Here is a 23,782-nt window from a genome sequence, read left to right on the forward strand (position 1 = left end):
AAAGGATACGCTGCTGCATTTGCACTGTCGAGGCCAGCAATGCGATCCTTAATCCTTGATTCAGACCGGCGAAAACATTACTTTTGCCCCCTGTCATCAGGAGAATATTATGAGCCATAACCTTGCCCTGCTGTCCCAGGACGAGAAAGATAAGTTAAACGTCGATTTAGCGGCTGCGGGCGTGGCGTTTAAAGAGCGCTATAACATGCCGGTAGTTGCCGAGATGGTGGCGCAGGAGCAGCCCGAAGCGCTGCGTGACTGGTTTCGTCAGCGTCTGATGCATTACCGCCAGGCGTCACTGAGCCTGTCACGCCTCCCTTATGAACCGAAGATGAAGCAATGATGTTTCGCGTAATTGATACCGAAACCTGCGGCCTGCAGGGTGGCGTGGTGGAAGTGGCCTCAGTCGATGTGGTCGATGGCCAGATTGTGAATCCGATGAGCGATCTCATCCTGCCTGACCGCCCTATCAGCCGTCAGGCGATGGCCGTGCACCGCATCACCGAAGCGATGGTGGCCGGAAAACCGACCATTGAAGAGGCGATCCCGCGCTACTACGGCAGTGCCTTCTATGTGGCACATAACGCCAGCTTTGACCGCCGGATGCTGCCGGAGATGTTTGGCGAATGGATCTGCACCATGCAGCTGGCGCGTCAGCTCTGGCCGGGCATCAAATATGGCAACCAGGCCCTGCGTCATTCCCTGAAGCTGGATGTTACCCCGCCAGCCGATCTGCATGCGCACCGCGCGCTCTATGACTGCTATGTGACGGCGGCCCTGCTTATCCGCATTATGGAGACTTCGGGCTGGAACGCCTCCGAGATGATTGTGCGCTCACAACCGGCGGCCCAGCGCGACGACATTCTGCCATTCGGCAAATACCGTGGTCAGGCGATTGCGGTGGTGGCGCGCAAGGATCCGGGCTATCTGAAGTGGATGCTGGATAACGTCAGCGATCTGCGCCCGCCACTGCGGCAGGCGCTGCGTAAATACCTGACCGAGCCTCAGTAATCCTCTGCCGGGGGCAGGGTGCCCTGCGCCAGCCCCAGCAGGAAGGCATACTCCATCGCAATCCCTTCATAGGCTTTAAAGCGCCCCGATTTGCCGCCGTGTCCGGCATCCATATCGGTGCAGAGCAGCAGCAGATTATTATCGGTTTTCATCGACCTCAGTTTCGCTACCCATTTGGCCGGTTCCCAGTACTGAACCTGCGAATCGTGCAGGCCGGTGGTGACCAGCAGATGCGGATAGGCTTTTGCCTCAATGTTGTCATAGGGGCTGTACTGGCGGATGTAGCGGTAGTACTCCGGATCGCCGGGATTGCCCCACTCATCATATTCGCCGGTCGTCAGCGGGATCGACTCATCGAGCATGGTGGTGAGCACGTCCACAAAAGGGACCTGCGCCACAACGCCATGGAAGCGCTGCGGTGCCATGTTGATCACCCCGCCCATCAGTAAGCCACCTGCGCTGCCGCCCATGGCGTAGAGACGTTCCGGATGCCCTATCCCGCGCGCCACCAGCGCATTGGTCACGTCGATGAAATCCGTGAAGCTGTTCATTTTGTTCAGCAGGCGACCGCCGTCATACCACTGCTGCCCCAGCTCCCCACCGCCGCGCACCTGAATCAGGGCAAACACAAAGCCGCGATCCAGCAGGCTCAGACGGCTGACGCTGAAATCGGCATCCATGCTGCTGCCATAGGCGCCATAGCCATAGACCAGCATTGGATTCTGGCCGGGCTGATAGTGTCTGCGATGATAGACCAGCGACACCGGCACTTCGGTGCCATCGCTGACTTTTATCCAGTGGTGCTCGCTTTTGTAATCATCGGCGTTGAACCCTTTGACCGCGCTCTGCTTCAGGATGCGGCGCTCGCCCGTGTCCATATCCAGCTCAAACAGCGTGGTCGGTGTGGTCATTGAGGAGTAGCCGTAGCGCAGTTTGCTGGTGCGCGGCGTCGGATTGTAAGCCAGCCAGGTGACGTAAGTGGGATCGTCAAAGGCGATGCCACTGGTTTCGCCGCTGGCCCAGTTAATCTGGCGCAGGCTGGTCAGGCCGCGCTGCCGCTCTTCAACCACCAGCCAGTCGCGGAACAGCTGGAAATCTTCCATCACCACATTTTCACGCGCCGGGATGAGAGTCTCCCAGCGGGATTCATCCAGATAACGGCTGCGATAGAGCCCGAAGTTTTCGCCTTCCCGGTTAGACCGGATAAAGAACTGATGCTCGTAGTGATCGATGCTGTATTCATGATCGCGGCGGCGCGGCAGAAACACATGCGGCTGCGCATCAGGGAAATCAGCATCGATCAGCTGAATCTCGCTGGTGTTGGTGCTGTAGAGCGCAATCATGATGAACTGCTTTGAGGTGGTCTTGTGGACGCTCAGATGATAGGTGTCATCCTGCTCTTCATAAACCAGCTGATCATCAGACTGCGGCGATCCCAGCTCGTGTCGCCAGACCTGATAAGAGAGCAGCGTCTGCGGGTGTTTCCGCACATAGTAGAGCGTACGGGAGTCGTTACCCCAGGCGAAGCTGGAGGAGGCGTTGCTCAGCACTTCAGGATACCAGCTGCCGCTCTCAAGGTTGCGGAAGCGGATGCCATACTGGCGGCGCGAGAGAAAGTCCTCGGCCAGCGCCATCACGCGGTTGTCGGGGCTGATATGCAGCGCGCCCATGGTGTAAAAGTCGCTGTGTGACGCGCGCTGGTTGGCATCCAGCAGCAGGGTCCACTCCGCCGACTCCTCGCTCGCCGCGGGCTGGCGGTAATAGGCCGGATACTCATTGCCGCTCTGATAACGACTCTGATAGCGGTAGCCGTTTTTGACATAGGGCACTGAGTGATCTTCCGGTGGCAGCCGGTCGATGATCTCTTTTAATATCCGGTCCTGCAGCGGCTGCTGTGACGACATGACTTTTTTGCCGTAATTATTTTCAGCACGCAGGTAATCAAGCACTTCGCTGTTTTCGCGCTTATCGTCGCGCAGCCAGTAATAGTTGTCGACGCGCGTCTCGCCATGCAGCGTCATTTCATGAGGAATTTTTTTTGCAATGGGAGCTTTCATCCATCCGTCTCCGTGAACGTCATGATCTGTAAGCGTAACACTTAAGTGGCGGGAAGCCAGGGGGCAGCGAGGAAGCGGCGGCAGGCGGGTCCTCTTCTGAGGCCCGCCAGGAGAAGTTAACTGGCCGGAAGACGGGCTTTTTCGGCCTGGATATCCTGCTGAATGCCGTCGCGGACATCCTGAGGGATTTTCAGCGCGTCACCCAGCGCAGAGAGGTAGCTGCGTTCCATGAAATGATCGACGTCAATGGCGGCGCAGCTGAGGAAATAGAGCTCCAGTGCCTCTTCCTCGTTCTTCACGTCAGCGGCCAGCCACTGCGGATCCAGCGGGCGATTCATCGCTTTCTGGATCAGCTTTTCCGCATCCTGACCGTAGCCGGACTGATGAATATTCTGCTCAATAGCGGCACGTTCCTGATCGTCGATGTGTCCGTCGCTTTTGGCGGCAAACACCAGCGCCGTGACCAGACGCTCAGCGCGCAGATCGACCGGTGTCTGCGACACGCCGAAGTCCGGTTCACTCTGATGCGCGTCGCTGACCCGCTGTTTATATTTGTTCCACAGTACCGCACCCGCCGCCGCCCCGCCGCCGATAATCAGCGCCTGGCCGCCATATTTTGTCAGCAGTTTGCGGGAAGACTTACTGCTGATCAGCATCGCGGCCAGCCCCCCCAGCGCGCCCGGTGCCAGCATATCGCCCAGGCCTCCGCCCGATTTACCGTCACCGCCCTTCTTCGCCAGTACCGACTGAATCTGTTGCAACCAGTTGTTCATCATCCGCTCCTGTTCACGATTTCAGCCTGCTATCCTGGCGAAAGGGTTGTCAGGAAACGTCAGAGCGGGAAAAGTAAGGCAAATGGCGGCGTTATACGGACGAAGCGTGAGAACGCAAACGTTTTCGTTTATACTTGCGCGCGAATTTTGACTGCTTAGGTGAATGTATGACAACTCTCGGAACGGCGCTGCGTCCGGCGGCAACACGTGTGATGCTTTTGGGTTCGGGTGAACTGGGTAAAGAGGTGGCGCTGGAGTGTCAGCGTCTGGGTGTGGAAGTGATTGCGGTCGATCGCTACCCGGATGCCCCGGCCATGCACGTGGCGCATCGCAGCCATGTGATCAACATGCTGGATGGTGCGGCCCTGGCTGCGTTAATCGCGCAGGAGAAACCTGACTTTGTGGTGCCGGAAATCGAGGCTATCGCCACGGATACCCTGATTGAGCTGGAGCAGCAGGGCCAGCGCGTGGTCCCGACAGCCCGTGCCGCACGGCTGACCATGAACCGTGAAGGGATTCGTCGCCTCGCCGCGGAAGAGTTATCCCTGCCGACCTCACGCTATCGCTTTGCCGACAGCAAAGCGCGCTTTGACGAAGCCGCCGCAGAGATTGGCTTTCCGTGCATCGTAAAACCGGTCATGAGCTCCTCCGGCAAAGGCCAGAGCTTTATCCGTGACGCCAGCCAGCTCGACAGCGCCTGGGACTATGCGCAGCAGGGTGGCCGCGCCGGAGCCGGTCGCGTCATCGTAGAGGGCGTGGTTAACTTCGACTTTGAAATCACCCTGCTCACCATCAGTGCCGTTGACGGCATCCATTTCTGTGCGCCGATTGGTCATCGTCAGGAAGATGGCGACTACCGCGAATCCTGGCAGCCGCAGCAGATGAGTGATGTGGCGCTGCAGCGGGCACAGGAGGTTGCCGCGCAGGTGGTCAAGGCGCTGGGTGGCTATGGTCTGTTCGGCGTCGAGCTGTTTGTCTGTGGCGATGAGGTGGTGTTCAGTGAAGTGTCACCGCGTCCCCATGATACCGGCATGGTCACGCTGATTTCGCAGGATCTGTCAGAGTTTGCGCTGCACGTGCGGGCGTTCCTGGGTCTGCCGATTGGCGCAATTCGTCAGTATGGTCCGTCCGCCTCGGCCGTTATCCTGCCGCAACTGACCAGCCAGAATGTGCAGTTCGTCAACGTCGAAGCGGCGCTGGGTGCCGGTCTGCAACTGCGCCTGTTCGGTAAGCCGGAGATTAGTGGTCAGCGTCGTTTAGGTGTGGCGCTGGCGAGCGGTGAGACGACGGATGAGGCCATTGCGCGTGCCGTTGCCAGCGCAGCAGCGGTGACGGTTCAGGGGTAACAGCGTGCGGTGAGCAGACGCTCACCGCTTCAGCTTACTTCGCGCCTTCAACGGCTTCACGCGCCAGGCGGGTGATGCGATCCCAGTCGCCCGCTTCCAGCGCATCATTCGGCACCAGCCAGGAACCGCCGATGCAGAGCACGCTTTTCAGCGCCAGATAGTCACGGTAGTTTGTCGGAGAGATGCCGCCAGTCGGGCAGAAACGGACCTGCGGGAAAGGCCCGCCAATGGCCTGCAGCGCTTTGACACCGCCATTCGCCTCGGCCGGGAAAAACTTAAATTCGCGCAGACCGTAGTCCATTCCGGTCATGAGTTCAGAGACGGTGCTGATACCGGGAATCAGGGGAACCGGCCCTTCCACCGCGGCCTTCAGCAGTGATTCCGTAATCCCCGGACTGATAACAAACTGCGCGCCGGCATCGGTCACCTGCTGAAGTTGCTGCGGATTGATGACGGTTCCCGCCCCCACAATCGCCTCCGGCACCTCTTTGATCATCGCACGCAATGCCTCCATCGCGACGGGCGTGCGCAGCGTCACTTCCAGCACCCGGACACCGCCCGCCACCAGCGCTTTTGCCATCGGCACGGCATGTTCCAGTTTATTCACGACGATGACCGGCACCACAGGCCCGGTGGTCAGAATCTGTTCAGCACTCATCTTCCAGTTTTTCATCAGTTCCCCTTGATTAATAACACCGGGATAGCAGCCCGGTCACGGAGCCTCGGCTCCTGCCCTGTAATGATGACACTACCATACATGATCGGCTTCCGAAGCGTCCATTACCCTGCTCTCATTTTGAAACAGCAGTTCAGTTTTATCTGCCTGCGCCAGTCGGATGACGGGCAAAAAAAAAGCCCGCGTTGCGGGCTTCTTCATCACTACCGTTACTCGAACTCGTTCCAGGAACGGCCATCGCGGGTGATCATCGCGACGGAGGCCACCGGCCCCCAGGTGCCAGCCTGATACGGTTTAGACGAGTCACCATCCGCAGCCCAGGCGTTGATGATGGAGTCGACATAGGTCCATGCCGCTTCAACTTCATCGCGACGCACAAACAGCGCCTGAATCCCGCGCATGCTCTCCAGCAGCAGACGCTCATAAGCATCGGCCAGGTGCGACTGGTTAAACGTCTCAGAGTAGCTCAGATCCAGCTTGGTGGTCTGCAGCTTATGCTTGTGGTCGAGACCTGGCACTTTGTTCAGGATTTCGATATCCACCCCTTCGTCCGGCTGCAGACGAATAGTCAGCTTGTTCTGCGGCAGCTCTGAGTAAGAGTCTTTAAACAGGTTCATCTCAGGGTTTTTGAAATAGACCACGACTTCAGAACATTTGGTTGGCAGACGCTTACCGGTTCGCAGGTAGAACGGAACACCCGCCCAGCGCCAGTTGTCGATATCGACGCGAATCGCCACGAAAGTCTCGGTCGCGCTCGATTTGTTGGCACCCTCTTCCTCCAGATAGCCGGGGACTTTTTTACCCTGTACAAAGCCGGAGGTGTACTGACCGCGCACGGTTTTCTCACGCACGTTGGTCTGGTCGATGCGGCGCAGCGAGCGCAGCACTTTAACTTTCTCATCGCGGATGCTGTCTGCGCTGAGATCGGACGGCGGCGACATAGCGATCATGGTCAGGATCTGCAACAGATGGTTCTGGATCATGTCACGCATCTGGCCCGCTTTGTCGAAGTAACCCCAGCGGCCTTCGATACCCACCTCTTCGGCCACGGTGATCTGCACGTGGTCAATGGTGCGATTGTCCCAGTTGTTCACGAAGATGGAGTTCGCGAAGCGCAGCGCCAGCAGGTTTAGCACCGTCTCTTTGCCCAGATAGTGGTCAATACGGAACACCTGGCTCTCATCGAAGTATTCGCCAACGCTGTCGTTGATCTCCTGTGAGGTTTCCAGTGAGGTGCCGAGCGGCTTCTCCATCACAACACGCGCCGGTTTGGCGTTCAGTTTCGCCGTGCCCAGTCCCTGACAGATGGCACCGAAGGTGCTCGGCGGCATGGCGAAATAGTTGATGGTGGTGCGGTTTTTCTGATCGAGCATCTTGCCCAGTTTAGGGAAGTGCGTGGTGTCGTTGACATCGAGGTTGCAGAAGTCGAGACGGTTGCTGAGTTTATCCCACAGCGCTTCGTCAACTTTCTCCTTCATGAAGGTTTCCAGCGCTTCACGTACCACTTTGGTGTATTCCGCTTTGTCCCACTCAGCACGTCCGACACCAATAATGCGGGTTTCCTCATGGATCTGACCCGCTTTCTCTAACTGGTACAGTGAAGGCAACAGTTTACGGCGTGCAAGATCGCCTTTGGCACCGAAAATCACCAGATCGCATGCCTGGGCTGTTTGTGTTACCGCCATTTTCCTCTCCTCGTTGCAGGATAGTCCGGTGGTGATGCATCCTCTGCCACCGGGTCCAGGTTATTATTTTCTTTCCGCACAATGTACTTTTTTCCCTGCGCCAGGTAAACCGACTCGCCGGGCTAACCGCATTAACTCTGTACCGGATAAGCAAAACCGGTGTGATGACGCGTGCGGATTGTCGGTTTTTTCTGTATCCGGGGGTGTCAGTGAAATTTGCCCGGGGTCAAAGTATCCCAAAAAAAATGCAAATCGGCTTGTCCGTCACTGCGCCCGCCCCCCGCTGACGCGATATATTCTCTGTTAATCAGCTCTGACGACAGGGATTTCTGAAATTGCTAAAAATGATAATGGTCATCGGCTTATGAACATGCTGGAAAAAATTGAGGTGCAGCTCGCTTCGCTGAGTAAAGCGGAACAGAAAGTCGCCCGGCAGATTCTGGCGGCGCCGCAGGCGGCGATGCACGCCAGCATTGCCACTCTGGCACGCGAAGCCTGCGTCAGTGAGCCCACGGTAAACCGCTTCTGCCACCGTTTAGGCGCACGCGGTTTTCCCGACTTTAAACTGCAGCTGGCGCAAAGCCTGGTACAGGGCAGCAACTGGGTGAGCCGGGGTGTGGAGGAGGATGACAGCGTGGAGAACTACAGCCACAAAATCTTTGACTCCGCGCTGGCAGGTCTGCAGCGGGTTCGGGATCAGCTGGAGAGTTCGCGGCTGCAGCAGGCGGTCACTCAGCTTGCGCAGGCCGATAAAGTCGCCTTTTTCGGTCTGGGCGCCTCCGCCGTGGTGGCCCATGACGCCTTTACCAAATTCCTGCGCTTTAATATTCCTGTCATCTGGTCTGACGATATTGTGATCCAGCGCATGAGTTGCATAAATAGTCGAGCCGGTGACGTTTTTGTTCTCATTTCACATACTGGGCGCACAAAAAATATGGTAGAACTGGCTCGCCTGGCCCGTGTAAACGGTTCCACCGTTATTGCCATCACCTCTCCCGATTCACCCCTTGCCGATGAAGCCGCCATCGCTTTAGTGCTTGATGTCCCGGAAGATACTGATGTCTATTTGCCGATGGTATCGCGCCTGGCGCAGTTGACCGTGATCGATGTGTTAGCGACCGGCTTTACCCTTGAACGGGGTGCGCCGTTCCGCGAAAACCTGAAGCGCGTGAAAGAAGCGCTGAAAGCGTCGCGTTACGAAAAGCAGTCTCCAGGGAAAGAGGATGCACCGCAAAAAAATTAACATCACATTTACAATGTGAGTCGTATCACACGCTGTCGATCATATAGAATAGATAACCATGCTGTGTCCACTGATCCGGACACGCTTAAATGTTTACGGAGTCCCCGATGTCAAGACGTCTCAGAAGAACCAAAATCGTTACTACCCTCGGTCCGGCCACCGATCGCGACAATAATCTTGAAAAAATCATCGCGGCGGGCGCGAACGTTGTACGACTCAATTTCTCTCACGGCACGCCAGAAGATCACCAGCTTCGTGCGGATAAAGTGCGTGAGATTGCCGCTAAACTGGGCCGCCATGTTGCGATCCTTGGCGACCTCCAGGGGCCAAAAATTCGTGTTTCGACCTTCAAAGAAGGCAAAGTTTTCCTGAATATCGGCGACCGCTTCCTGCTGGATGCCACCCTGGGTAAAGGTGAAGGCGACAAAGAGCGGGTGGGCATCGACTATAAAGGCCTGCCGGAAGATGTGGTGCCAGGCGATATCCTGCTGCTGGATGATGGCCGCGTGCAGCTCAAAGTGCTGGAAGTTCAGGGCATGAAAGTCTTCACTGAAGTCACCGTGGGTGGCCCGCTGTCGAACAATAAAGGCATCAACAAGCTGGGCGGCGGCCTGTCGGCGGAAGCCCTGACTGAAAAAGATAAGGCGGACATTATTACCGCCTCCAGAATCAAGGTCGATTATCTGGCCGTCTCCTTCCCGCGCTGTGGCGAGGATATGAATCTGGCGCGTCGCCTGGCGCGTGAAGCGGGTTGTGATGCCCGCCTGGTCGCGAAGGTAGAGCGGGCTGAGGCGGTCGCCAGCCAGGAAGCGATGGATGACATCATTCTCGCCTCTGACGTGGTGATGGTAGCCCGTGGCGACCTGGGCGTCGAAATTGGCGACCCGGAACTGGTCGGCATTCAGAAGGCGTTGATTCGCCGCGCCCGCCAGCTTAACCGCACCATCATCACCGCGACACAGATGATGGAGTCGATGATCACCAATCCGATGCCGACCCGTGCCGAAGTCATGGACGTGGCGAACGCCGTACTGGATGGCACCGACGCCGTAATGCTCTCCGCGGAGACCGCCGCAGGCCAGTATCCGGCTGAAACCGTCTCGGCGATGGCGAAAGTCTGCCTGGGCGCGGAAAAGATCCCGAGCGTTAACGTCTCCAAACACCGTCTGGACGTGCAGTTCGATAACATCGAAGAAGCGATTGCGATGTCATCCATGTACGCCGCAAACCATCTGCAGGGCGTTACCGCGATCATCACCATGACCGAGTCGGGCCGTACGCCGCTGATGACCTCGCGCATCACCTCAGGCCTGCCGATTTTTGCCATGTCGCGCCATGAGCGCACGCTGAACCTCACCGCGCTCTATCGCGGCGTCACCCCGGTCTACTTCGACAGCAATAACGACGGTGTGGCTGCGGCACACGATGCCGTCAATCTGCTGCGTGACAAAGGTTTCCTGGTATCAGGCGATCTGGTCATCGTGACGCAGGGTGATGTGATGGGTGCCACCGGCACGACCAATACCAGCCGCGTGCTGCGCGTGGATTAATTAAGCCCGGATTGACATTGTCAGTGTAGAATCAGTAACGCGACTGCCAGCCAGTCGCGTTTTCTTTTCTGACAAGGAGGCCAGATGGCCCGTTTTCAACCCATCAGCCAGCTGACCGGCCGGATTCTGCTTTTCCCTCTGGCATTAGTGCTGTTTGAGTTTGCCACCTATATTGCTCACGACATGATCCAGCCGGGCATGCTGATCGTCACCAGCGAATTTGCTGTCGGCCCGGAGTGGGTCTCCACCTCACTGACCGCCTACCTGATTGGCGGCGTGGTACTGCAATGGCTGCTTGGCCCGCTCTCTGATAAGTTTGGCCGCCGCCCGGTGATGCTCGCCGGCATTCTGTTTTTTGCCATCGCCTGTATCCTGACCAACTGGGTCAGCTCCATTGAAGAGTTTGTCAGCCTGCGCTTTGTTCAGGGCATCAGCCTCTGTTTTATTGGCGCAGTGGGTTATGCCGCGATTCAGGAAGCCTTTGATGAGGCGCTGGCGGTGCGCATGATGGCGCTGATGGCCAACGTGGCGCTGCTGGCTCCCCTGGCCGGCCCGCTGGCCGGTGCTGCCTGGCTGACCGTCGGCAGCTGGCGCAGCATGTTCTGGCTTTTTGCCGCCTGCAGCCTGGTGGCGTTCGCGGTGCTGTGGCGGGTCATGCCCGAAACTGCGGGCGACCGCAGTCACTCTATCGCCCTGCCCAGTCTGGCGCGCAACTATGGCCGGCTGATGAAGGATCGGCTGGTGATGTCCGGCTCTTTTGCCATCGGCATGGTCTTTATCCCGATCCTCACCTGGGTTGCCCTCTCGCCGGTGATCCTGATGCATGACGAAGGCCTGTCGCGGATGCAGTATGCCCTGCTGCAGCTTCCGGTCTTTATGGCGATGATCGCCGGTAACCTGACGCTGAGTAAGCTGGCGGGACGTGTGCCGATTGAGCAGCCGGTAAAGTTTGCTGCCTGGCCGATTCTGATCGGTCTGAGCCTGGCACTGGTGGCGAGCCTGCTGAACAGCCATGGCTATCTGCTGATTACGGCCGGTCTCAGCCTCTACGCTTTTGGTGCAGGCATGGTGAACGCCGGTCTCTATCGCCTGACGCTGTACGCCAGCAATGAGGGTAAAGGCAGCGTGGCGGCGATGCTGGGGATGATCAGTATTCTGACGCTGGCGGTGGGGATTGAGCTGGCGAAGAGTGGCTACTTCAGCGGTGGCACACTCTGGTTCTGCCTGATCAACTTTATCAGTGGCGTGCTGTGGTTTGGTCTGGTGATCCTGTTTATGCGCGAGCGAAAGCGTCGCAGCAAACTGGAAGCGTTATAAAAAAGGCCGCTTGCGCGGCCTTCAGACTATTTGCGTGGATAGAGCTCTTTGCGCGAGTAGGGTTCGATGTCACCCTCTTTGCGGGTCTTCAGCAGCTTGAGGATCCACGTGTACTGCTCAGGATGCGGGCGGACAAAAATTTCCACCTCTTCATTCATCCGGCGAGCCAGCTGATGATCATCCGCTTCAAGCAGATCATCCATCGGCGGACGCACATAGATTTCAAGAATATGCCGCTCACTGTTATAGACCGGGAACAGCGGCACCACGCGGGCCCGACACACTTTCATCAGCCGCCCGACTGCGGGCAGCGTTGCTTTGTAAGTCGCGAAGAAGTCAACAAACTCGCTGTGCTCTGCACCATGGTCCTGATCGGGCAGATAGTAGCCCCAGTAGCCCTGGCGCACCGAACTGATAAACGGCTTAATGCCATCATTTCGGGCATGCATCCGGCCACCGAAACGACGACGCGCGGTGTTCCAGGCATAATCGAGCAGCGGATCGCTCTGATTATGGAACATCGCCGCCATCTTCTGCCCTTCTGACGCCAGCAGCATGGCCGGAATATCCACCGCCCAGCCGTGCGGCACCAGGAAAATTACATTCTCCTGCGCGGCTTTCATCTGGTCGATGATTTCACGACCATGCCATTCGACACGCTGACGAATGCGGGCCGGATCGCGCAGCACCAGCTCGGTCATCATCGTCATTGCCTGCGGTGCTGTCGCAAACATTTCGTCCACCAGCGTGGCGCGTTGCGCTTCGCTGAGTTCCGGCAGGCAGTAATAGAGGTTAATCAGCGCACGACGACGTGCACCCTTTGCCAGCTTACCGGCGAACCGGCCTAAGCGGCTTAACAGCGGATCGCGCACTTTCGGCGGTAAATAAGCCAGGCCGGCCAGTGCGCCAATCGCCAGCCAGCTGCCCCAGTATTTCGGTTTGAGAAAAGATCGTTCAAAAACGGGAATGAATTCAGTGTTATTTTTTTTACGGGTTTCCATGCACTCGCCTCAAGCAATGACCGGCTAATGATAGTGGCGGCAAACAAATTTGCAATCATCACGGTCCGGATTACAAAAAACCGACGGGGAAACCGTCGGTTTTTGCGCGACCTGATGAAAATCGCTTACTTAAGGCCCAGCTGCGGCAGCCAGGATTTCACCTGCGCCAGGTACTCGCTGCGCTCTTTACCGGTCAGGCCTTCCATGCGCGGCAGTTTCGCCGTTAATGGATTGACCGCCTGATTATTGATCCAGATTTCAAAATGCAGGTGCGGCCCGGTTGAACGTCCGGTATTACCGGACAAGCCGATACGGTCACCGCGCTTCACTTTCTGACCCGGCTTCACCAGCACTTTCTTCATGTGCATATAGCGCGTCATATACTGACGGCCATGACGAATGGCAACATAGTTACCGGCGGCACCGCCATTTTTCGCCACGACAATCTCACCATCCCCGACAGCCAGTACCGGCGTGCCGATCGGCAGTGCAAAGTCGACGCCCTTGTGCGGCGCAATACGCCCCGTCACAGGGTTAAGACGGCGCGGATTAAAGTTGGAGGAGACACGATACTGCTTAACCGTCGGGAAGCGCATAAAGCCGCGCGCCAGGCCGGAGCCGCTGCGATCGTAGAACTTGCCATCTTCGGCACGGAACGCGTAATAGTCTTTGCCCCCGCTGCGCAGGCGCACGCCCAGCAACTGGCTCTGCGCACTTTTACCGTCCAGCATTTCGCGCGACATGAGAACGCTGAACTGATCACCGGCACGCAGCTTGCGGAAGTCCATCTGCCACTGCATCGCTTTGATGACGGCGCTTGCTTCAGCGCCGCTCAGTCCGGCCCGCATGGCACTGGCAGCAAAACTGCCACGCACTTCGCCCTGCATGACACTGTTGCGCCATTCGCCCTTCTGCATCTCCGCTTCCATCTTAAAGCCACCCTTCGGGGTGCGCTCATAGGTGCGGGTTTCACGACGGGAGATTTCCCAGCTCAGGGTTTTCAGACCGCCATCATCATCCAGCGTCCAGCTCAGCTGCTGACCCACCTGCAGATTTCGCAGATCGCGGTCGCTCACCACCAGCGCATTGATGTCAGCGATATCGATGCCATACTGATTCAGGGCGCTGCTCAGCGTATCGCCGGAAGAGACGGTGTAGTCATGCACGCCTGCCGTATCCGGCACGTCGGTGTCGACATCGTCTGCAGGCAGCTCTTCGTCCGGTTCCGGTGTGCTCTGATCGATAGGCTCACTGGCTTCTGGCAGCAGCGTACGAAGTTCACTTTTGTCCAGCTCGATCGTTTTGACGATAGGCGTCACGTCATCGGTGGGATGGTAAACATAAGGCCGCCAGACAGCGACGGCCAGAGTGACTACAGTTAAAGAACCCAGCATTACGCGGTGGGGGCGCGGCAAATTATTCAATGCGAGGGCGACAGAGCGGGCTATCTGCTGCACTTTTACCTATTCCTCATGCTCCTTTCAGGCAGCTTTCATACTGGCCCGACAGCTGTGAGAGGAATTTCACATAGCTGTCTTTTGCCAGACTGATGTCTGTCCCCAGCGGGTCGAGCGTGCCTTTATGCACCTGCGTTCCGCGGGCAACAGCATCGATGACTGCTGGCCTGAATTGTGGCTCAGCAAAGACGCAGACCGCCTTTTGCTCAACCAACTGTGTTCGTATCTGGTGTAAACGCTGTGCGCCCGGCTGAATTTCAGGATTCACGGTAAAATGCCCGGCAGGCGAGAGACCGTAGTGCTTTTCAAAGTACGTGTAAGCGTCGTGAAAAACGAAATATCCTTTATTTCTGACCGGAGCAAGTTGTGCGCTAACGCGTTTGTCCGTGTCTGCCAACGCTACCTCAAACTGCTGGAGGTTGGCGTCAAGTTTGGCTTTATCTTGCGGCATAAGTTCCAATAATTTTCCATGGATTGCAACCGCGGTCTTGCGCGCGATCTCTGGCGACAACCAGAGGTGCATATTAAACTCACCGTGATGATGGTGATGTGCATCGGCATCCTGTTCTTCAGAATTTTCCGCTGCGTGTTCATCTTCATCTTCACCGCCGCTAATCAATAACGGTTTTACGCCGTCGATGTCGACCATAGCGAGATTTTTTTTGGCCGGAAGTTCAGATGCAGACTTCGCCATAAACGCTTCCATTTCAGGGCCAACCCAGACGACTAAATCCGCGTTTTTTAAGCGTTTTGCATCAGAGGGGCGCAGGGCATAATCGTGTTCAGAGGCACCATCTGGCAGCAGGACATCAACCGGGGTAACACCATCGGCAATGGCTGCGGCGATAAAACCGACCGGTTTTAATGAGGCGACGACGTTTGCCTTTGCAGGAAGAGTTAACGAAGCTGAAACAGCGAGGGCTGATAAGGCGAAAATTGCGCCTTTTTTATTATGTAACATATTGCGTCATTCCATCGTGACCATGAAGTGGAATGTGATATTATAACATTCGAAATTCTGTGCAACCTGTAAATACTATGACCTCACTTGTCACACTTGATAACGTTTCGATAAAATTTAACCAGCGCAACGTCTTATCGGGCGTCAGCCTGGCGTTGCAGCCTGGCCGTATTCTCACCCTGCTCGGGCCTAACGGCGCCGGTAAGTCTACGCTCGTCCGTGTGGTGCTGGGTTTGCTCGCCCCCACCAGCGGCACGGTTCAGCGCCATGCCGATCTGCGTATTGGCTATGTGCCACAGAAACTGCATATCGATCCGACGCTGCCGGTGACCGTCGAACGCTTTATGCGTCTGACCCGCGGAAGTAAACAGGCGGAGATCCTCCCCGCCCTGAAACGCGTGCAGGCGGGCCACTTACTCAACGCGCCGCTGCAGAAACTCTCGGGCGGCGAAACGCAGCGTGTGCTGCTGGCCCGCGCCCTGCTCAACCAGCCTCAGCTGCTGGTGCTGGACGAGCCGACGCAGGGGGTGGATGTCAACGGTCAGGTCGCCCTCTATGATCTGATCAATCAGCTGCGCGTTGAACTGAACTGCGGCGTGATGATGGTCTCTCACGACCTCCACCTGGTAATGGCCAAAACCGATGAAGTGCTCTGCCTGAATCACCACATCTGCTGTTCCGGTACCCCCGAAGCGGTGTCACAGCATCCCGAATTTATCGCCATGTTTGGTCCTCGCGGTGCGCAGGAGCTGGCGATTTACCGTCACCATCATAATCACCGTCACGACCTTCAGGGACGTATCGTTTTACGCAAAGGACAGGGTTCATCATGATTGAGTTGTTATTACCGGGCTGGATAGGCGGCGTGATGTTAGCGCTGGCTGCCGGTCCGCTGGGTTCGTTTGTCGTCTGGCGCAAGATGTCCTACTTCGGTGACACTCTGGCACACGCCTCCCTGCTCGGCGTCGCGTTTGGCCTGCTGTTTAACGTTAATCCTTACTATGCGGTCATTCTGGTGACGGTCTGCCTGGCGCTGGGTCTGGTCTGGCTGGAACGGCGCCCCCATCTGGCGATCGACACGCTGCTGGGGATCATGGCGCACAGCGCGCTGTCGCTGGGTCTGGTGGTCGTCAGCCTGATGAAGAATGTGCGCGTCGATCTGATGGCCTATCTGTTCGGCGATCTGCTGGCGGTGACGCCGGACGATCTCTGGATGATGGGCGGTGGCGTGGTGGTCGTGCTGCTGGTGATGGCATGGCAGTGGCGATCGCTGCTGTCGATGACCATCAGCCCGGAGCTGGCGCAGGTGGATGGCGTCAATATTCAGCGCACCCGGCTGATCCTGATGCTCATTACCGCACTGACCATCGGCGTCGCGATGAAGTTCGTGGGGGCGCTGATTATCACGTCGCTGCTGATCATACCGGCGGCGACCGCCCGGCGTTTTGTTCGTTCGCCGGAAGGCATGGCAGCCGTCGCGGTGGTGATCGGGGTCATCGCTGTAACCGGCGGGCTGACCTTCTCCGCGTTCTATGATACGCCAGCCGGCCCGTCAGTGGTGCTGTGCGCCGCCATCCTGTTTATCTTCAGCATGGTGCGCAAGCCCGCCGTTTAACTACTCTTCACGCGTAATGCCGAAGTGACGATAAGCATGCTGCGTGGCGAGACGGCCACGCGGTGTGCGCTGAATGAAGCCCTGCTGAATCAGGAAGGGTTCAATCACATCTTCGATGGTTTCGCGCTCTTCACCGATAGCGGCCGCCAGGTTGTCCAGTCCGACCGGCCCACCCATAAACTTATCAATAATGGCCAGCAGCAGCTTGCGGTCCATATAGTCGAAGCCTTCACTGTCCACATTGAGCATATCAAGCGCACTGCAGGAGACTTCACCGCTCATCTCACCGTTGGCCCGGACTTCGGCGAAGTCACGAACCCGGCGCAGCAGACGGTTGGCGATACGCGGCGTGCCGCGGGCGCGGCGGGCAATCTCTAACGCACCGTCATCACTCAGCGCCAGACCGAGACAGGCGGCGCTGCGGCCCACGATGTGCTGCAGATCCTTAACCTGATAGAACTCCAGCCGCTGCACAATGCCAAAGCGGTCGCGCAGTGGCGAGGTCAGAGAGCCGGCACGGGTGGTGGCACCAATCAGGGTAAACGGCGGCAGATCGAGCTTAATCGAACGCGCTGCCGGGCCTTCACCAATCATGATATCCAGCTGATAATCTTCCATCGCCGGATAGAGCACCTCTTCCACGACCGGCGAGAGGCGGTGGATTTCATCAATGAACAGCACGTCGTGCGGCTCAAGGTTGGTCAGCATCGCCGCCAGATCCCCGGCTTTTTCCAGTACCGGGCCGGAGGTGGTGCGCAGGTTAACACCCATCTCGTTAGCGACGATGTTCGCCAGGGTGGTTTTACCCAGCCCCGGCGGACCGAAGATCAGCAGATGATCAAGCGCATCACCGCGCAGCTGCGCGGCCTTGATGAAAATCTCCATCTGCTCACGCACCTGTGGCTGTCCGACATACTCATTCAGCAGCTTTGGCCGGATGGCGCGATCGATAATCTCTTCTTCGTTAACGCTGGCAGCGGAGACCAGACGGTCAGCTTCTATCATCACTTACCTCAAATGGCGGCGCGTAGCGCTTCGCGGATCAGGGTTTCACAATCCGCATCCGGTCGACCGACTTTACTGATCATACGGCTCGCTTCCTGCGGTTTATAACCCAGCGATACCAGCGCTGCAACCGCTTCCGCTTCCGCATCGTTGGTGTCCGCTTCCGGCCCTGGCGTGGTGAGTGTAAAGGCTGAATCACCGCCAAACAGGTCACCGTGCATCCCTTTAAAGCGGTCCTTCATCTCCACCACCAGACGCTCGGCGGTCTTTTTACCCACGCCGGGCAGTTTCACCAGCGACGCGATCTCCTCTTTTTCCACCGCGGTCACAAACTGCTGCGCCGACATGCCGGAGAGGATCGCCAGCGCCAGTTTTGGCCCGACGCCATTCACTTTGATCAGTTCGCGGAACAGCGTGCGCTCCTGCTTGCTGTTAAAACCAAACAGCAGCTGGGCATCTTCGCGCACCACAAAGTGGGTAAAAATCACCGCTTCGTGCTGAAGTTCAGGCAGCTCATAAAAACAGGTCATAGGCATGTAAATTTCATAGCCGACGCCGTGTGCCTCAAGCAGCACCAGTGGCGGCTGCTTTTCCAGAATGTTGCCCCGTAAACGACCTATCACCTGAATGCTTCCTTAACTTACGAATGTGGCGGATTTTATAACATAAAAAAGGCTGGATGAATATCCAGCCTGAGAGTGAGACGGTGCCGCGGCCGTTAAACGGATCGCAATCGTCCGCGCGTGAGTACCAGCTTGCTGTCACTCATCCGCGTCGCATTCTGTGCCACGTGACAGTGCGTAATCGCAATGGCCAGGGCATCAGCGGCATCCGCCTGCGGGTTTGCCGGTAACTTCAGCAGGGTCCGCACCATGTGCTGCACCTGGCTTTTCTCGGCGCTGCCGATGCCAACCACCGTCTGCTTAACCTGACGGGCGGCATATTCAAACACCGGCAGGTCGTGGTTGACCGCAGCAACAATCGCCGCACCGCGAGCCTGACCCAGCTTCAGCGCCGAGTCAGCATTCTTTGCCATAAATACCTGTTCAATGGCGAAGTAATCGGGTGCGAACTGGGTGATGATTTCGCAGACGCCCGCATAAATCAGCTTCAGGCGGGCGGGAAGCTCGGCGGTGTTGGTGCGGATACAGCCGCTGCCCAGGTAGGTGAGCTGGCGGCCAGTCTGACGAATAACCCCATAACCGGTGATGCGTGAGCCGGGATCGATACCCAGGATAATCGACATTACGCCTCTCCGGTTGAAGCGGTGATGGCCAACGCCATTACAGCGTTTCCGCCACCTCGTCGGAGATTTCACCGTTGTGATAAACCTCCTGAACATCGTCGCAGTCTTCCAGCATGTCGATCAGACGCAGCAGTTTCGGTGCGGTTTCCGCATCCATTTCCGCTTTGGTGGTCGGGATCATCGACACTTCTGCGGTATCCGCTTTCAGGCCGACGGCTTCCAGTGCATCACGCACGCTGCCCATCTCTTCCCATGCGGTGAAGACATCAATCGCGCCATCGTCGTAGCTGACCACATCTTCAGCACCCGCTTCCAGCGCCGCTTCCATGACCGCATCTTCATCCTGGCCTGGCGCATAGGAGATGACGCCTTTTTTGTTAAACAGGTAGGCCACGGAGCCGTCAGTTCCCAGGTTGCCGCCGGTTTTGGTGAAGGCGTGACGCACTTCGCCAACGGTACGGTTGCGGTTGTCACTGAGGCATTCAATCATAATGGCGGAGCCACCCGGACCGTACCCTTCATAGATGATGGTTTCCATGTTGGCGTTGTCATCGCCGCCCACACCGCGCGCGATGGCGCGATCCATGGTGTCACGCGTCATGTTGTTAGACAGTGCTTTATCCATCGCCGCACGCAGACGGGGGTTAGACCCCGGATCGCCGCCGCCCAGCTTGGCTGCCGTCACCAGTTCACGAATGATTTTGGTGAAGATTTTGCCGCGCTTCGCGTCCTGTGCCGCCTTACGGTGTTTGGTGTTAGCCCACTTACTGTGTCCTGCCATTTTCTCTTCTCTCCGATCTTTTACAGGGTGCGGGCGATCTGGCTGCGATCCTGTCCTCCGGCGTAGCTCAGACAGGTCGTAACCTGTCAGCCCGTGACGGGCGAGCCTGCGCGTCATCCTCGCGTTCAACCTGACGCGGGTGCCCTCTTGCTGGCGGGGAACATTGTCGCGGCGGCGATGACGCCCGACTGTTTAATAGTGTGGTGTCGTTGTGTTAACACTCACCCGATTCAACTTATCATCTCTCCGTCGCCGGAATAGCGTGCGGCGACAGGTTTTCAGGCGAACTCTTCGATTGCCTGGCGGTTACTCCATGAACGGGTCAATGCTGCCGCCTCCGCCGCTGCCAGCCAGCGAAAGGCCAGATGCTCGGTCAGCCTCACATCGCGCTCCGCTGGCAGTTGCAGGCGAAACCAGTGCTCGTGATTATGGGTGACATCCGGTGCATAGCGATGGCGGAAATGGGGAAAGATTTCAAAGTCGATTTGACGCTGACAATCTTCCATCTCCAGACGCTCAGCCAGCACATCAATACCGACCTCTTCATTCACTTCGCGACAGGCGGTCGCCAGCGGAGACTCACCCGGCTCCAGGCTGCCGGTGACCGACTGCCAGAACGCGGGATCGTCACGCCGCTGCAGCATCAACACCCGGCCAGTATCACGCGCCGAAATCACTACCAGCACTGAAACCGGGTGTTTATAGCCCATTATTTATTCTCAGGCTTTTCTTTTTTAACCACCTGAATGCCCAGCTCCAGCAGGGAAGCCGGGTTCGCTTCGCTTGGCGCTTCGGTCATCATACAGGCGGCAGCCGTGGTTTTCGGGAAGGCGATCACGTCACGGATGTTGTCGGTGCCGGTCAGCAGCATGGTCAGACGGTCCAGACCAAACGCCAGGCCCGCATGCGGCGGCGTACCGAACTTCAGCGCGTCCAGCAGGAAGCCAAACTTCTCACGCTGCTCATGCTCTTCAATACCCAGAATGCTGAACACCGTCTGCTGCATGTTGCCGTTGTGGATACGCACAGAACCGCCGCCCACTTCGTAACCATTGATCACCATGTCGTAGGCGTTCGCCACGGCACGGGTCGGATCGGCCGCCAGCTCTTCGGCGCTCATCTCTTTTGGCGCCGTGAACGGATGGTGCATCGCGGCCAGACCGCCCTCCTCGTCCTCTTCGAACATCGGGAAGTCGATTACCCACAGCGGTGCCCAGGCGTTCTCGTCGGTGAGGTTCAGCTCGCGACCCACTTTCAGGCGCAGAGCACCCAGTGCGTCAGCCACCACTCTGGCGCGGTCAGCACCAAAGAAGATGATGTCGCCATCCTGCGCGCCGGTACGGCTCAGGATGCCCTCAACGATCTCCGCAGTCAGGAATTTGGCAACCGGGCTCTGCACGCCCTCCAGTCCATTGGCACGAACATTGACCTTCATCCACGCCAGGCCTTTCGCCCCGTAAATCTCGACAAACTTGCCATACTCATCAATCTGCTTACGGCTCAGCTGTGCACCGGTCGGCACGCGCAGCGCAGCGACGCGGCCTTTTTCATCATTGGCCGGGCCAGAGAAGACCTGGAATTCGACGTTTTTCAGCAGGTCGCCTACGTCCACCAGCTCCATCGGGTTACGGAGGTCCGGCTTGTCGGAGCCGTAGCGGTGCATCGCTTCCGCAAAGGTCATCTGCGGGAACTCACCGAGATCCACACCCTTGACGTCCAGCCACAGGTTGCGAATCAGACGCTCCATGGTTTCACGCACCTGTGGCGCGGTCATGAATGAGGTTTCAACATCGATCTGGGTAAATTCAGGCTGACGATCGGCACGTAAATCTTCATCGCGGAAGCATTTCACGATCTGATAGTAGCGGTCAAAACCGGACATCATCAGCAGCTGTTTGAACAGCTGCGGTGACTGCGGCAGTGCATAGAATTTACCTTTGTGAACCCGGCTTGGCACCAGATAGTCACGCGCACCTTCCGGTGTCGCTTTGGTCAGCATCGGGGTTTCAATATCCAGGAAGCCTTCGTCATCCATAAAGCGACGCACAAAGCTGGTGATGCGGGCGCGGGTTTTCAGACGAGCCACCATCTCCGGGCGACGCAGATCCAGATAGCGATACTTCAGGCGCGCTTCTTCGCTGTTGGTCTGATTAGAGTCCAGCGGCAGGGGTTCAGAGCGGTTGATGATGGTCAGTTCCTGGGCGAACACTTCCACTTCACCGGTTGCCATGTCGCTGTTTTTGTTCTTCTCATCACGCGCACGCACGGTACCAGTAATCTGGATGCAGAATTCGTTACGCAGTTCAGAAGCCAGCTTAAACGCGTCCTGACGATCGGGATCGAAGAACACCTGTACGATGCCTTCACGGTCGCGCATGTCGATAAAAATCAGACTGCCCAGATCGCGACGGCGGTTTACCCAGCCGCAAAGCGTGACTTGCTGACCCACATGAGACAGATTGAGCTGTCCGCAATATTCTGTACGCATAACACTATCCTTTTAACTTCGCCGCTGCAGCTGACAGCATCCGGCCGCGTTACCTGATGCGATGCTGTCGCAAAAATGGCGGCCATTATAATGGAAAAAGCCAGGCAGGATAAACATATCCGCGCCAAAGCACCGATTTCCTCTGTGCATTTGCCCCCCAGCCTGAGCCTGACAGATAATAGGGTATCTTAACCGGCCGCGAGGAGCGCGCGTGACACTGCGTATTGGCCTGCCCCAGTGGCAGCACTCACACTGGAAACGCTGGGGCATTGAAAGCCTGGCGGACTATGCCCGCTATTTCCATTGTGTGGAGGGAAACACCACGCTGTATGCGCTGCCGAATGCCGAAACGGTGATGCGCTGGCGCGACATGACGCATGAGGCATTTCGCTTCTGCTTTAAGTTTCCCAACACCATCAGCCATCAGGCGGCGCTGCAGCACAGCGACGATCTGCTGACCGATTTTCTGCGCCTGATGGAGCCGCTGGCCGATCGCATCGGTCAGTACTGGCTGCAGCTGCCTGCCAGCTTCTCCCCGCCGCAGCTCGATGACCTGTGGCGTTTTCTCGACAGCCTGCCGCGCCGTTTTGATTACGGGGTGGAGGTGCGCCATCCCGCGTTCTTTGCCAAAGGCGAGGCGGAGCGGGCGCTGAACCGCGGCCTGCTGGCACGCGGCATCAATCGCGTGATGCTCGACAGCCGTCCGGTGCATGCTTCCACCTCACAGAGTCCGGCCGCGCTGGCCGCCCGGGCGCAGAAGCCGCGGGTGCCGCCCCACGCGCTGCGCACCGGTTCACAGCCGATGGTGCGCTTTATCGGCAGCGACAGCGTGGAAGAGAGTGTGCCGCTGTTTCAGATCTGGCGCAGCAAACTGGCCGAGTGGCAGCAGCAGGGTGACGCCATGCTGTTTCTGCACACGCCCGATATGGGCCAGGTTTTTCCACTGGTGCAGGCGCTGTGGCCGCAGCTGCAACAGATCGATCCGGCCATCGGTTACGGGCCAGACTGGCCGCAGCAGGCATCACTGTTTTAAACGCCATACGGGACAGCGTGCCGAACGCTGGATAGAATAGCCCCTCTTCTGAATGCGTACCGGAGTGACAATGATAAGCGCGTTATACGTGGTACTGGGTGCCTTACTAATCATGAAATTCACGCTGGACGTCGTGCGTTTCCGCCGTTTTTATCGCGTGGCGTATGGCGACGGCGGCTATCACGACCTGAAAATGGCGATTCGCATTCACGGTAACGCCATTGAAACCATTCCCCTGGCGCTGCTGCTGCTGGTCGTGATGGAGATGAACGGCGCCGATATCTGGATGGTGCACCTCACCGCACTGCTGTTTTTCATCGGCCGCTTTCTGCACGCCTGGGGATTACGCAACAGCGCAATGACCGGTCGCAAATATGGCATGATGCTGACGCTCTTTTCCCTCTGCGGCATGGTTATTTTTAACCTGATCTATCTCCCCTGGGATCTGGTGCTGTCGCTCCATTAAGCGGGGCGGGGTTAAGGGGTGCAGCCTGCCCCACTTTCTGCCAGAATAGCGCCCTTTCCGTCGTCTCTTCG

General features: G+C 57.6%; 23 protein-coding genes. 10 read left to right on the forward strand and 13 right to left on the reverse strand.

Annotated elements, in window-relative coordinates:
- Positions 1 to 109: 109 nt before the first annotated feature.
- The gene (locus F3I47_RS21475; RefSeq protein WP_046101977.1) at positions 110 to 343 is read left to right on the forward strand and encodes a DNA polymerase III subunit theta; all 234 of its coding nucleotides are present in this window, start codon (positions 110 to 112) and stop codon (positions 341 to 343) included.
- Positions 340 to 1,011 carry an exodeoxyribonuclease X gene (exoX, locus tag F3I47_RS21480; protein WP_181161900.1) on the forward strand — a complete coding sequence of 224 codons (672 nt, stop codon included), beginning with the start codon at positions 340 to 342 and terminating at the stop codon, positions 1,009 to 1,011. The genes F3I47_RS21475 and exoX overlap by 4 nt, the downstream gene beginning before the upstream one ends.
- On the opposite strand, the gene F3I47_RS21485 is transcribed toward exoX, so the two are convergent.
- Entirely contained in the window at positions 1,005 to 3,068 is a 2,064-nt protein-coding gene (locus F3I47_RS21485; RefSeq protein WP_150029859.1) for a prolyl oligopeptidase family serine peptidase, read from the reverse strand. The two genes, exoX and F3I47_RS21485, sit on opposite strands and share 7 nt — an antisense overlap.
- A gap of 116 nt (positions 3,069 to 3,184) precedes the next feature.
- A complete protein-coding gene (locus tag F3I47_RS21490; RefSeq protein ID WP_150029887.1) occupies positions 3,185 to 3,841 on the reverse strand; it encodes a tellurite resistance TerB family protein in 657 nt (218 codons plus the stop codon).
- Between the two features lie 167 nt (positions 3,842 to 4,008).
- On the opposite strand from F3I47_RS21490, the gene purT reads away from it, so the two are divergent.
- The gene (gene purT / locus F3I47_RS21495; RefSeq protein ID WP_150029858.1) at positions 4,009 to 5,187 is read left to right on the forward strand and encodes a formate-dependent phosphoribosylglycinamide formyltransferase; all 1,179 of its coding nucleotides are present in this window, start codon (positions 4,009 to 4,011) and stop codon (positions 5,185 to 5,187) included.
- A gap of 34 nt (positions 5,188 to 5,221) precedes the next feature.
- On the opposite strand, the gene F3I47_RS21500 is transcribed toward purT, so the two are convergent.
- Both F3I47_RS21500 and zwf read right to left on the reverse strand, forming a co-directional pair.
- Positions 5,222 to 5,860 (reverse strand): bifunctional 4-hydroxy-2-oxoglutarate aldolase/2-dehydro-3-deoxy-phosphogluconate aldolase, encoded by a 639-nt coding sequence (locus F3I47_RS21500; RefSeq protein WP_150029857.1) that lies wholly within the window; start codon positions 5,858 to 5,860, stop codon positions 5,222 to 5,224.
- A gap of 212 nt (positions 5,861 to 6,072) precedes the next feature.
- Complete coding sequence (gene zwf / locus F3I47_RS21505) at positions 6,073 to 7,548, reverse strand: glucose-6-phosphate dehydrogenase (RefSeq protein WP_009089746.1); 1,476 nt, start codon at positions 7,546 to 7,548, stop codon at positions 6,073 to 6,075.
- A 364-nt stretch (positions 7,549 to 7,912) separates the two neighbouring features.
- On the opposite strand from zwf, the gene F3I47_RS21510 reads away from it, so the two are divergent.
- The 3 genes from F3I47_RS21510 (at position 7,913) to F3I47_RS21520 (ending at position 11,658) form a co-directional block, all read left to right on the forward strand.
- The gene (locus F3I47_RS21510; RefSeq protein WP_190316311.1) at positions 7,913 to 8,791 is read left to right on the forward strand and encodes a MurR/RpiR family transcriptional regulator; all 879 of its coding nucleotides are present in this window, start codon (positions 7,913 to 7,915) and stop codon (positions 8,789 to 8,791) included.
- Positions 8,792 to 8,898: 107 nt separating this feature from the next.
- Positions 8,899 to 10,341 (forward strand): pyruvate kinase, encoded by a 1,443-nt coding sequence (gene pyk / locus F3I47_RS21515; RefSeq protein ID WP_150029856.1) that lies wholly within the window; start codon positions 8,899 to 8,901, stop codon positions 10,339 to 10,341.
- An 84-nt stretch (positions 10,342 to 10,425) separates the two neighbouring features.
- The gene (locus F3I47_RS21520; RefSeq protein WP_150029855.1) at positions 10,426 to 11,658 is read left to right on the forward strand and encodes an MFS transporter; all 1,233 of its coding nucleotides are present in this window, start codon (positions 10,426 to 10,428) and stop codon (positions 11,656 to 11,658) included.
- 26 nt (positions 11,659 to 11,684) lie between these two features.
- Here F3I47_RS21520 and lpxM read toward each other — a convergent pair whose 3' ends face one another.
- The 3 genes from lpxM to znuA form a co-directional block, all read right to left on the reverse strand.
- On the reverse strand, positions 11,685 to 12,659 hold the full coding sequence (lpxM, locus tag F3I47_RS21525; protein WP_111207757.1) for a lauroyl-Kdo(2)-lipid IV(A) myristoyltransferase: 975 nt from the start codon (positions 12,657 to 12,659) through the stop codon (positions 11,685 to 11,687).
- Between the two features lie 125 nt (positions 12,660 to 12,784).
- Positions 12,785 to 14,116 carry a murein DD-endopeptidase MepM gene (gene mepM / locus F3I47_RS21530; protein WP_150029854.1) on the reverse strand — a complete coding sequence of 444 codons (1,332 nt, stop codon included), beginning with the start codon at positions 14,114 to 14,116 and terminating at the stop codon, positions 12,785 to 12,787.
- 13 nt (positions 14,117 to 14,129) lie between these two features.
- Positions 14,130 to 15,077 (reverse strand): zinc ABC transporter substrate-binding protein ZnuA, encoded by a 948-nt coding sequence (gene znuA / locus F3I47_RS21535; protein WP_150029853.1) that lies wholly within the window; start codon positions 15,075 to 15,077, stop codon positions 14,130 to 14,132.
- A 77-nt stretch (positions 15,078 to 15,154) separates the two neighbouring features.
- Between znuA and znuC the strand changes: the two genes are divergently transcribed.
- Both znuC and znuB read left to right on the forward strand, forming a co-directional pair.
- A complete protein-coding gene (gene znuC / locus F3I47_RS21540) occupies positions 15,155 to 15,910 on the forward strand; it encodes a zinc ABC transporter ATP-binding protein ZnuC (RefSeq protein ID WP_140923166.1) in 756 nt (251 codons plus the stop codon).
- Positions 15,907 to 16,692, forward strand: coding sequence for a zinc ABC transporter permease subunit ZnuB (gene znuB, locus F3I47_RS21545; protein ID WP_009089730.1), 786 nt, complete (start codon positions 15,907 to 15,909; stop codon positions 16,690 to 16,692). The genes znuC and znuB overlap by 4 nt, the downstream gene beginning before the upstream one ends.
- Here znuB and ruvB read toward each other — a convergent pair whose 3' ends face one another.
- The 6 genes from ruvB to aspS all read right to left on the reverse strand — a co-directional run bounded on the left by ruvB (position 16,693) and on the right by aspS (position 22,212).
- Positions 16,693 to 17,697 carry a Holliday junction branch migration DNA helicase RuvB gene (ruvB, locus tag F3I47_RS21550; RefSeq protein ID WP_150029852.1) on the reverse strand — a complete coding sequence of 335 codons (1,005 nt, stop codon included), beginning with the start codon at positions 17,695 to 17,697 and terminating at the stop codon, positions 16,693 to 16,695.
- An 8-nt stretch (positions 17,698 to 17,705) separates the two neighbouring features.
- Entirely contained in the window at positions 17,706 to 18,320 is a 615-nt protein-coding gene (gene ruvA / locus F3I47_RS21555; RefSeq protein ID WP_009089727.1) for a Holliday junction branch migration protein RuvA, read from the reverse strand.
- Positions 18,321 to 18,415: 95 nt separating this feature from the next.
- Positions 18,416 to 18,943: a crossover junction endodeoxyribonuclease RuvC gene (gene ruvC, locus F3I47_RS21560; RefSeq protein ID WP_150029851.1), complete on the reverse strand. Its 528-nt coding sequence runs from the start codon at positions 18,941 to 18,943 to the stop codon at positions 18,416 to 18,418.
- Positions 18,944 to 18,980: 37 nt separating this feature from the next.
- The gene (locus F3I47_RS21565; RefSeq protein ID WP_009089723.1) at positions 18,981 to 19,724 is read right to left on the reverse strand and encodes a YebC/PmpR family DNA-binding transcriptional regulator; all 744 of its coding nucleotides are present in this window, start codon (positions 19,722 to 19,724) and stop codon (positions 18,981 to 18,983) included.
- Between the two features lie 278 nt (positions 19,725 to 20,002).
- Complete coding sequence (gene nudB / locus F3I47_RS21570) at positions 20,003 to 20,434, reverse strand: dihydroneopterin triphosphate diphosphatase (RefSeq protein WP_111207755.1); 432 nt, start codon at positions 20,432 to 20,434, stop codon at positions 20,003 to 20,005.
- The gene (gene aspS, locus F3I47_RS21575) at positions 20,434 to 22,212 is read right to left on the reverse strand and encodes an aspartate--tRNA ligase (protein WP_150029849.1); all 1,779 of its coding nucleotides are present in this window, start codon (positions 22,210 to 22,212) and stop codon (positions 20,434 to 20,436) included. The genes nudB and aspS overlap by 1 nt, the downstream gene beginning before the upstream one ends.
- A 211-nt stretch (positions 22,213 to 22,423) precedes the next feature.
- On the opposite strand from aspS, the gene F3I47_RS21580 reads away from it, so the two are divergent.
- Both F3I47_RS21580 and F3I47_RS21585 read left to right on the forward strand, forming a co-directional pair.
- A complete protein-coding gene (locus F3I47_RS21580) occupies positions 22,424 to 23,245 on the forward strand; it encodes a DUF72 domain-containing protein (protein ID WP_150029848.1) in 822 nt (273 codons plus the stop codon).
- Between the two features lie 70 nt (positions 23,246 to 23,315).
- The gene (locus F3I47_RS21585) at positions 23,316 to 23,711 is read left to right on the forward strand and encodes an MAPEG family protein (RefSeq protein ID WP_009089714.1); all 396 of its coding nucleotides are present in this window, start codon (positions 23,316 to 23,318) and stop codon (positions 23,709 to 23,711) included.
- The last annotated feature ends 71 nt before the right edge of the window (positions 23,712 to 23,782 follow it).

Origin of the sequence: Pantoea sp. M_10, from assembly GCF_008631515.1 — a bacterium.
GTDB classification, from domain to species: domain Bacteria; phylum Pseudomonadota; class Gammaproteobacteria; order Enterobacterales; family Enterobacteriaceae; genus Pantoea; species Pantoea anthophila.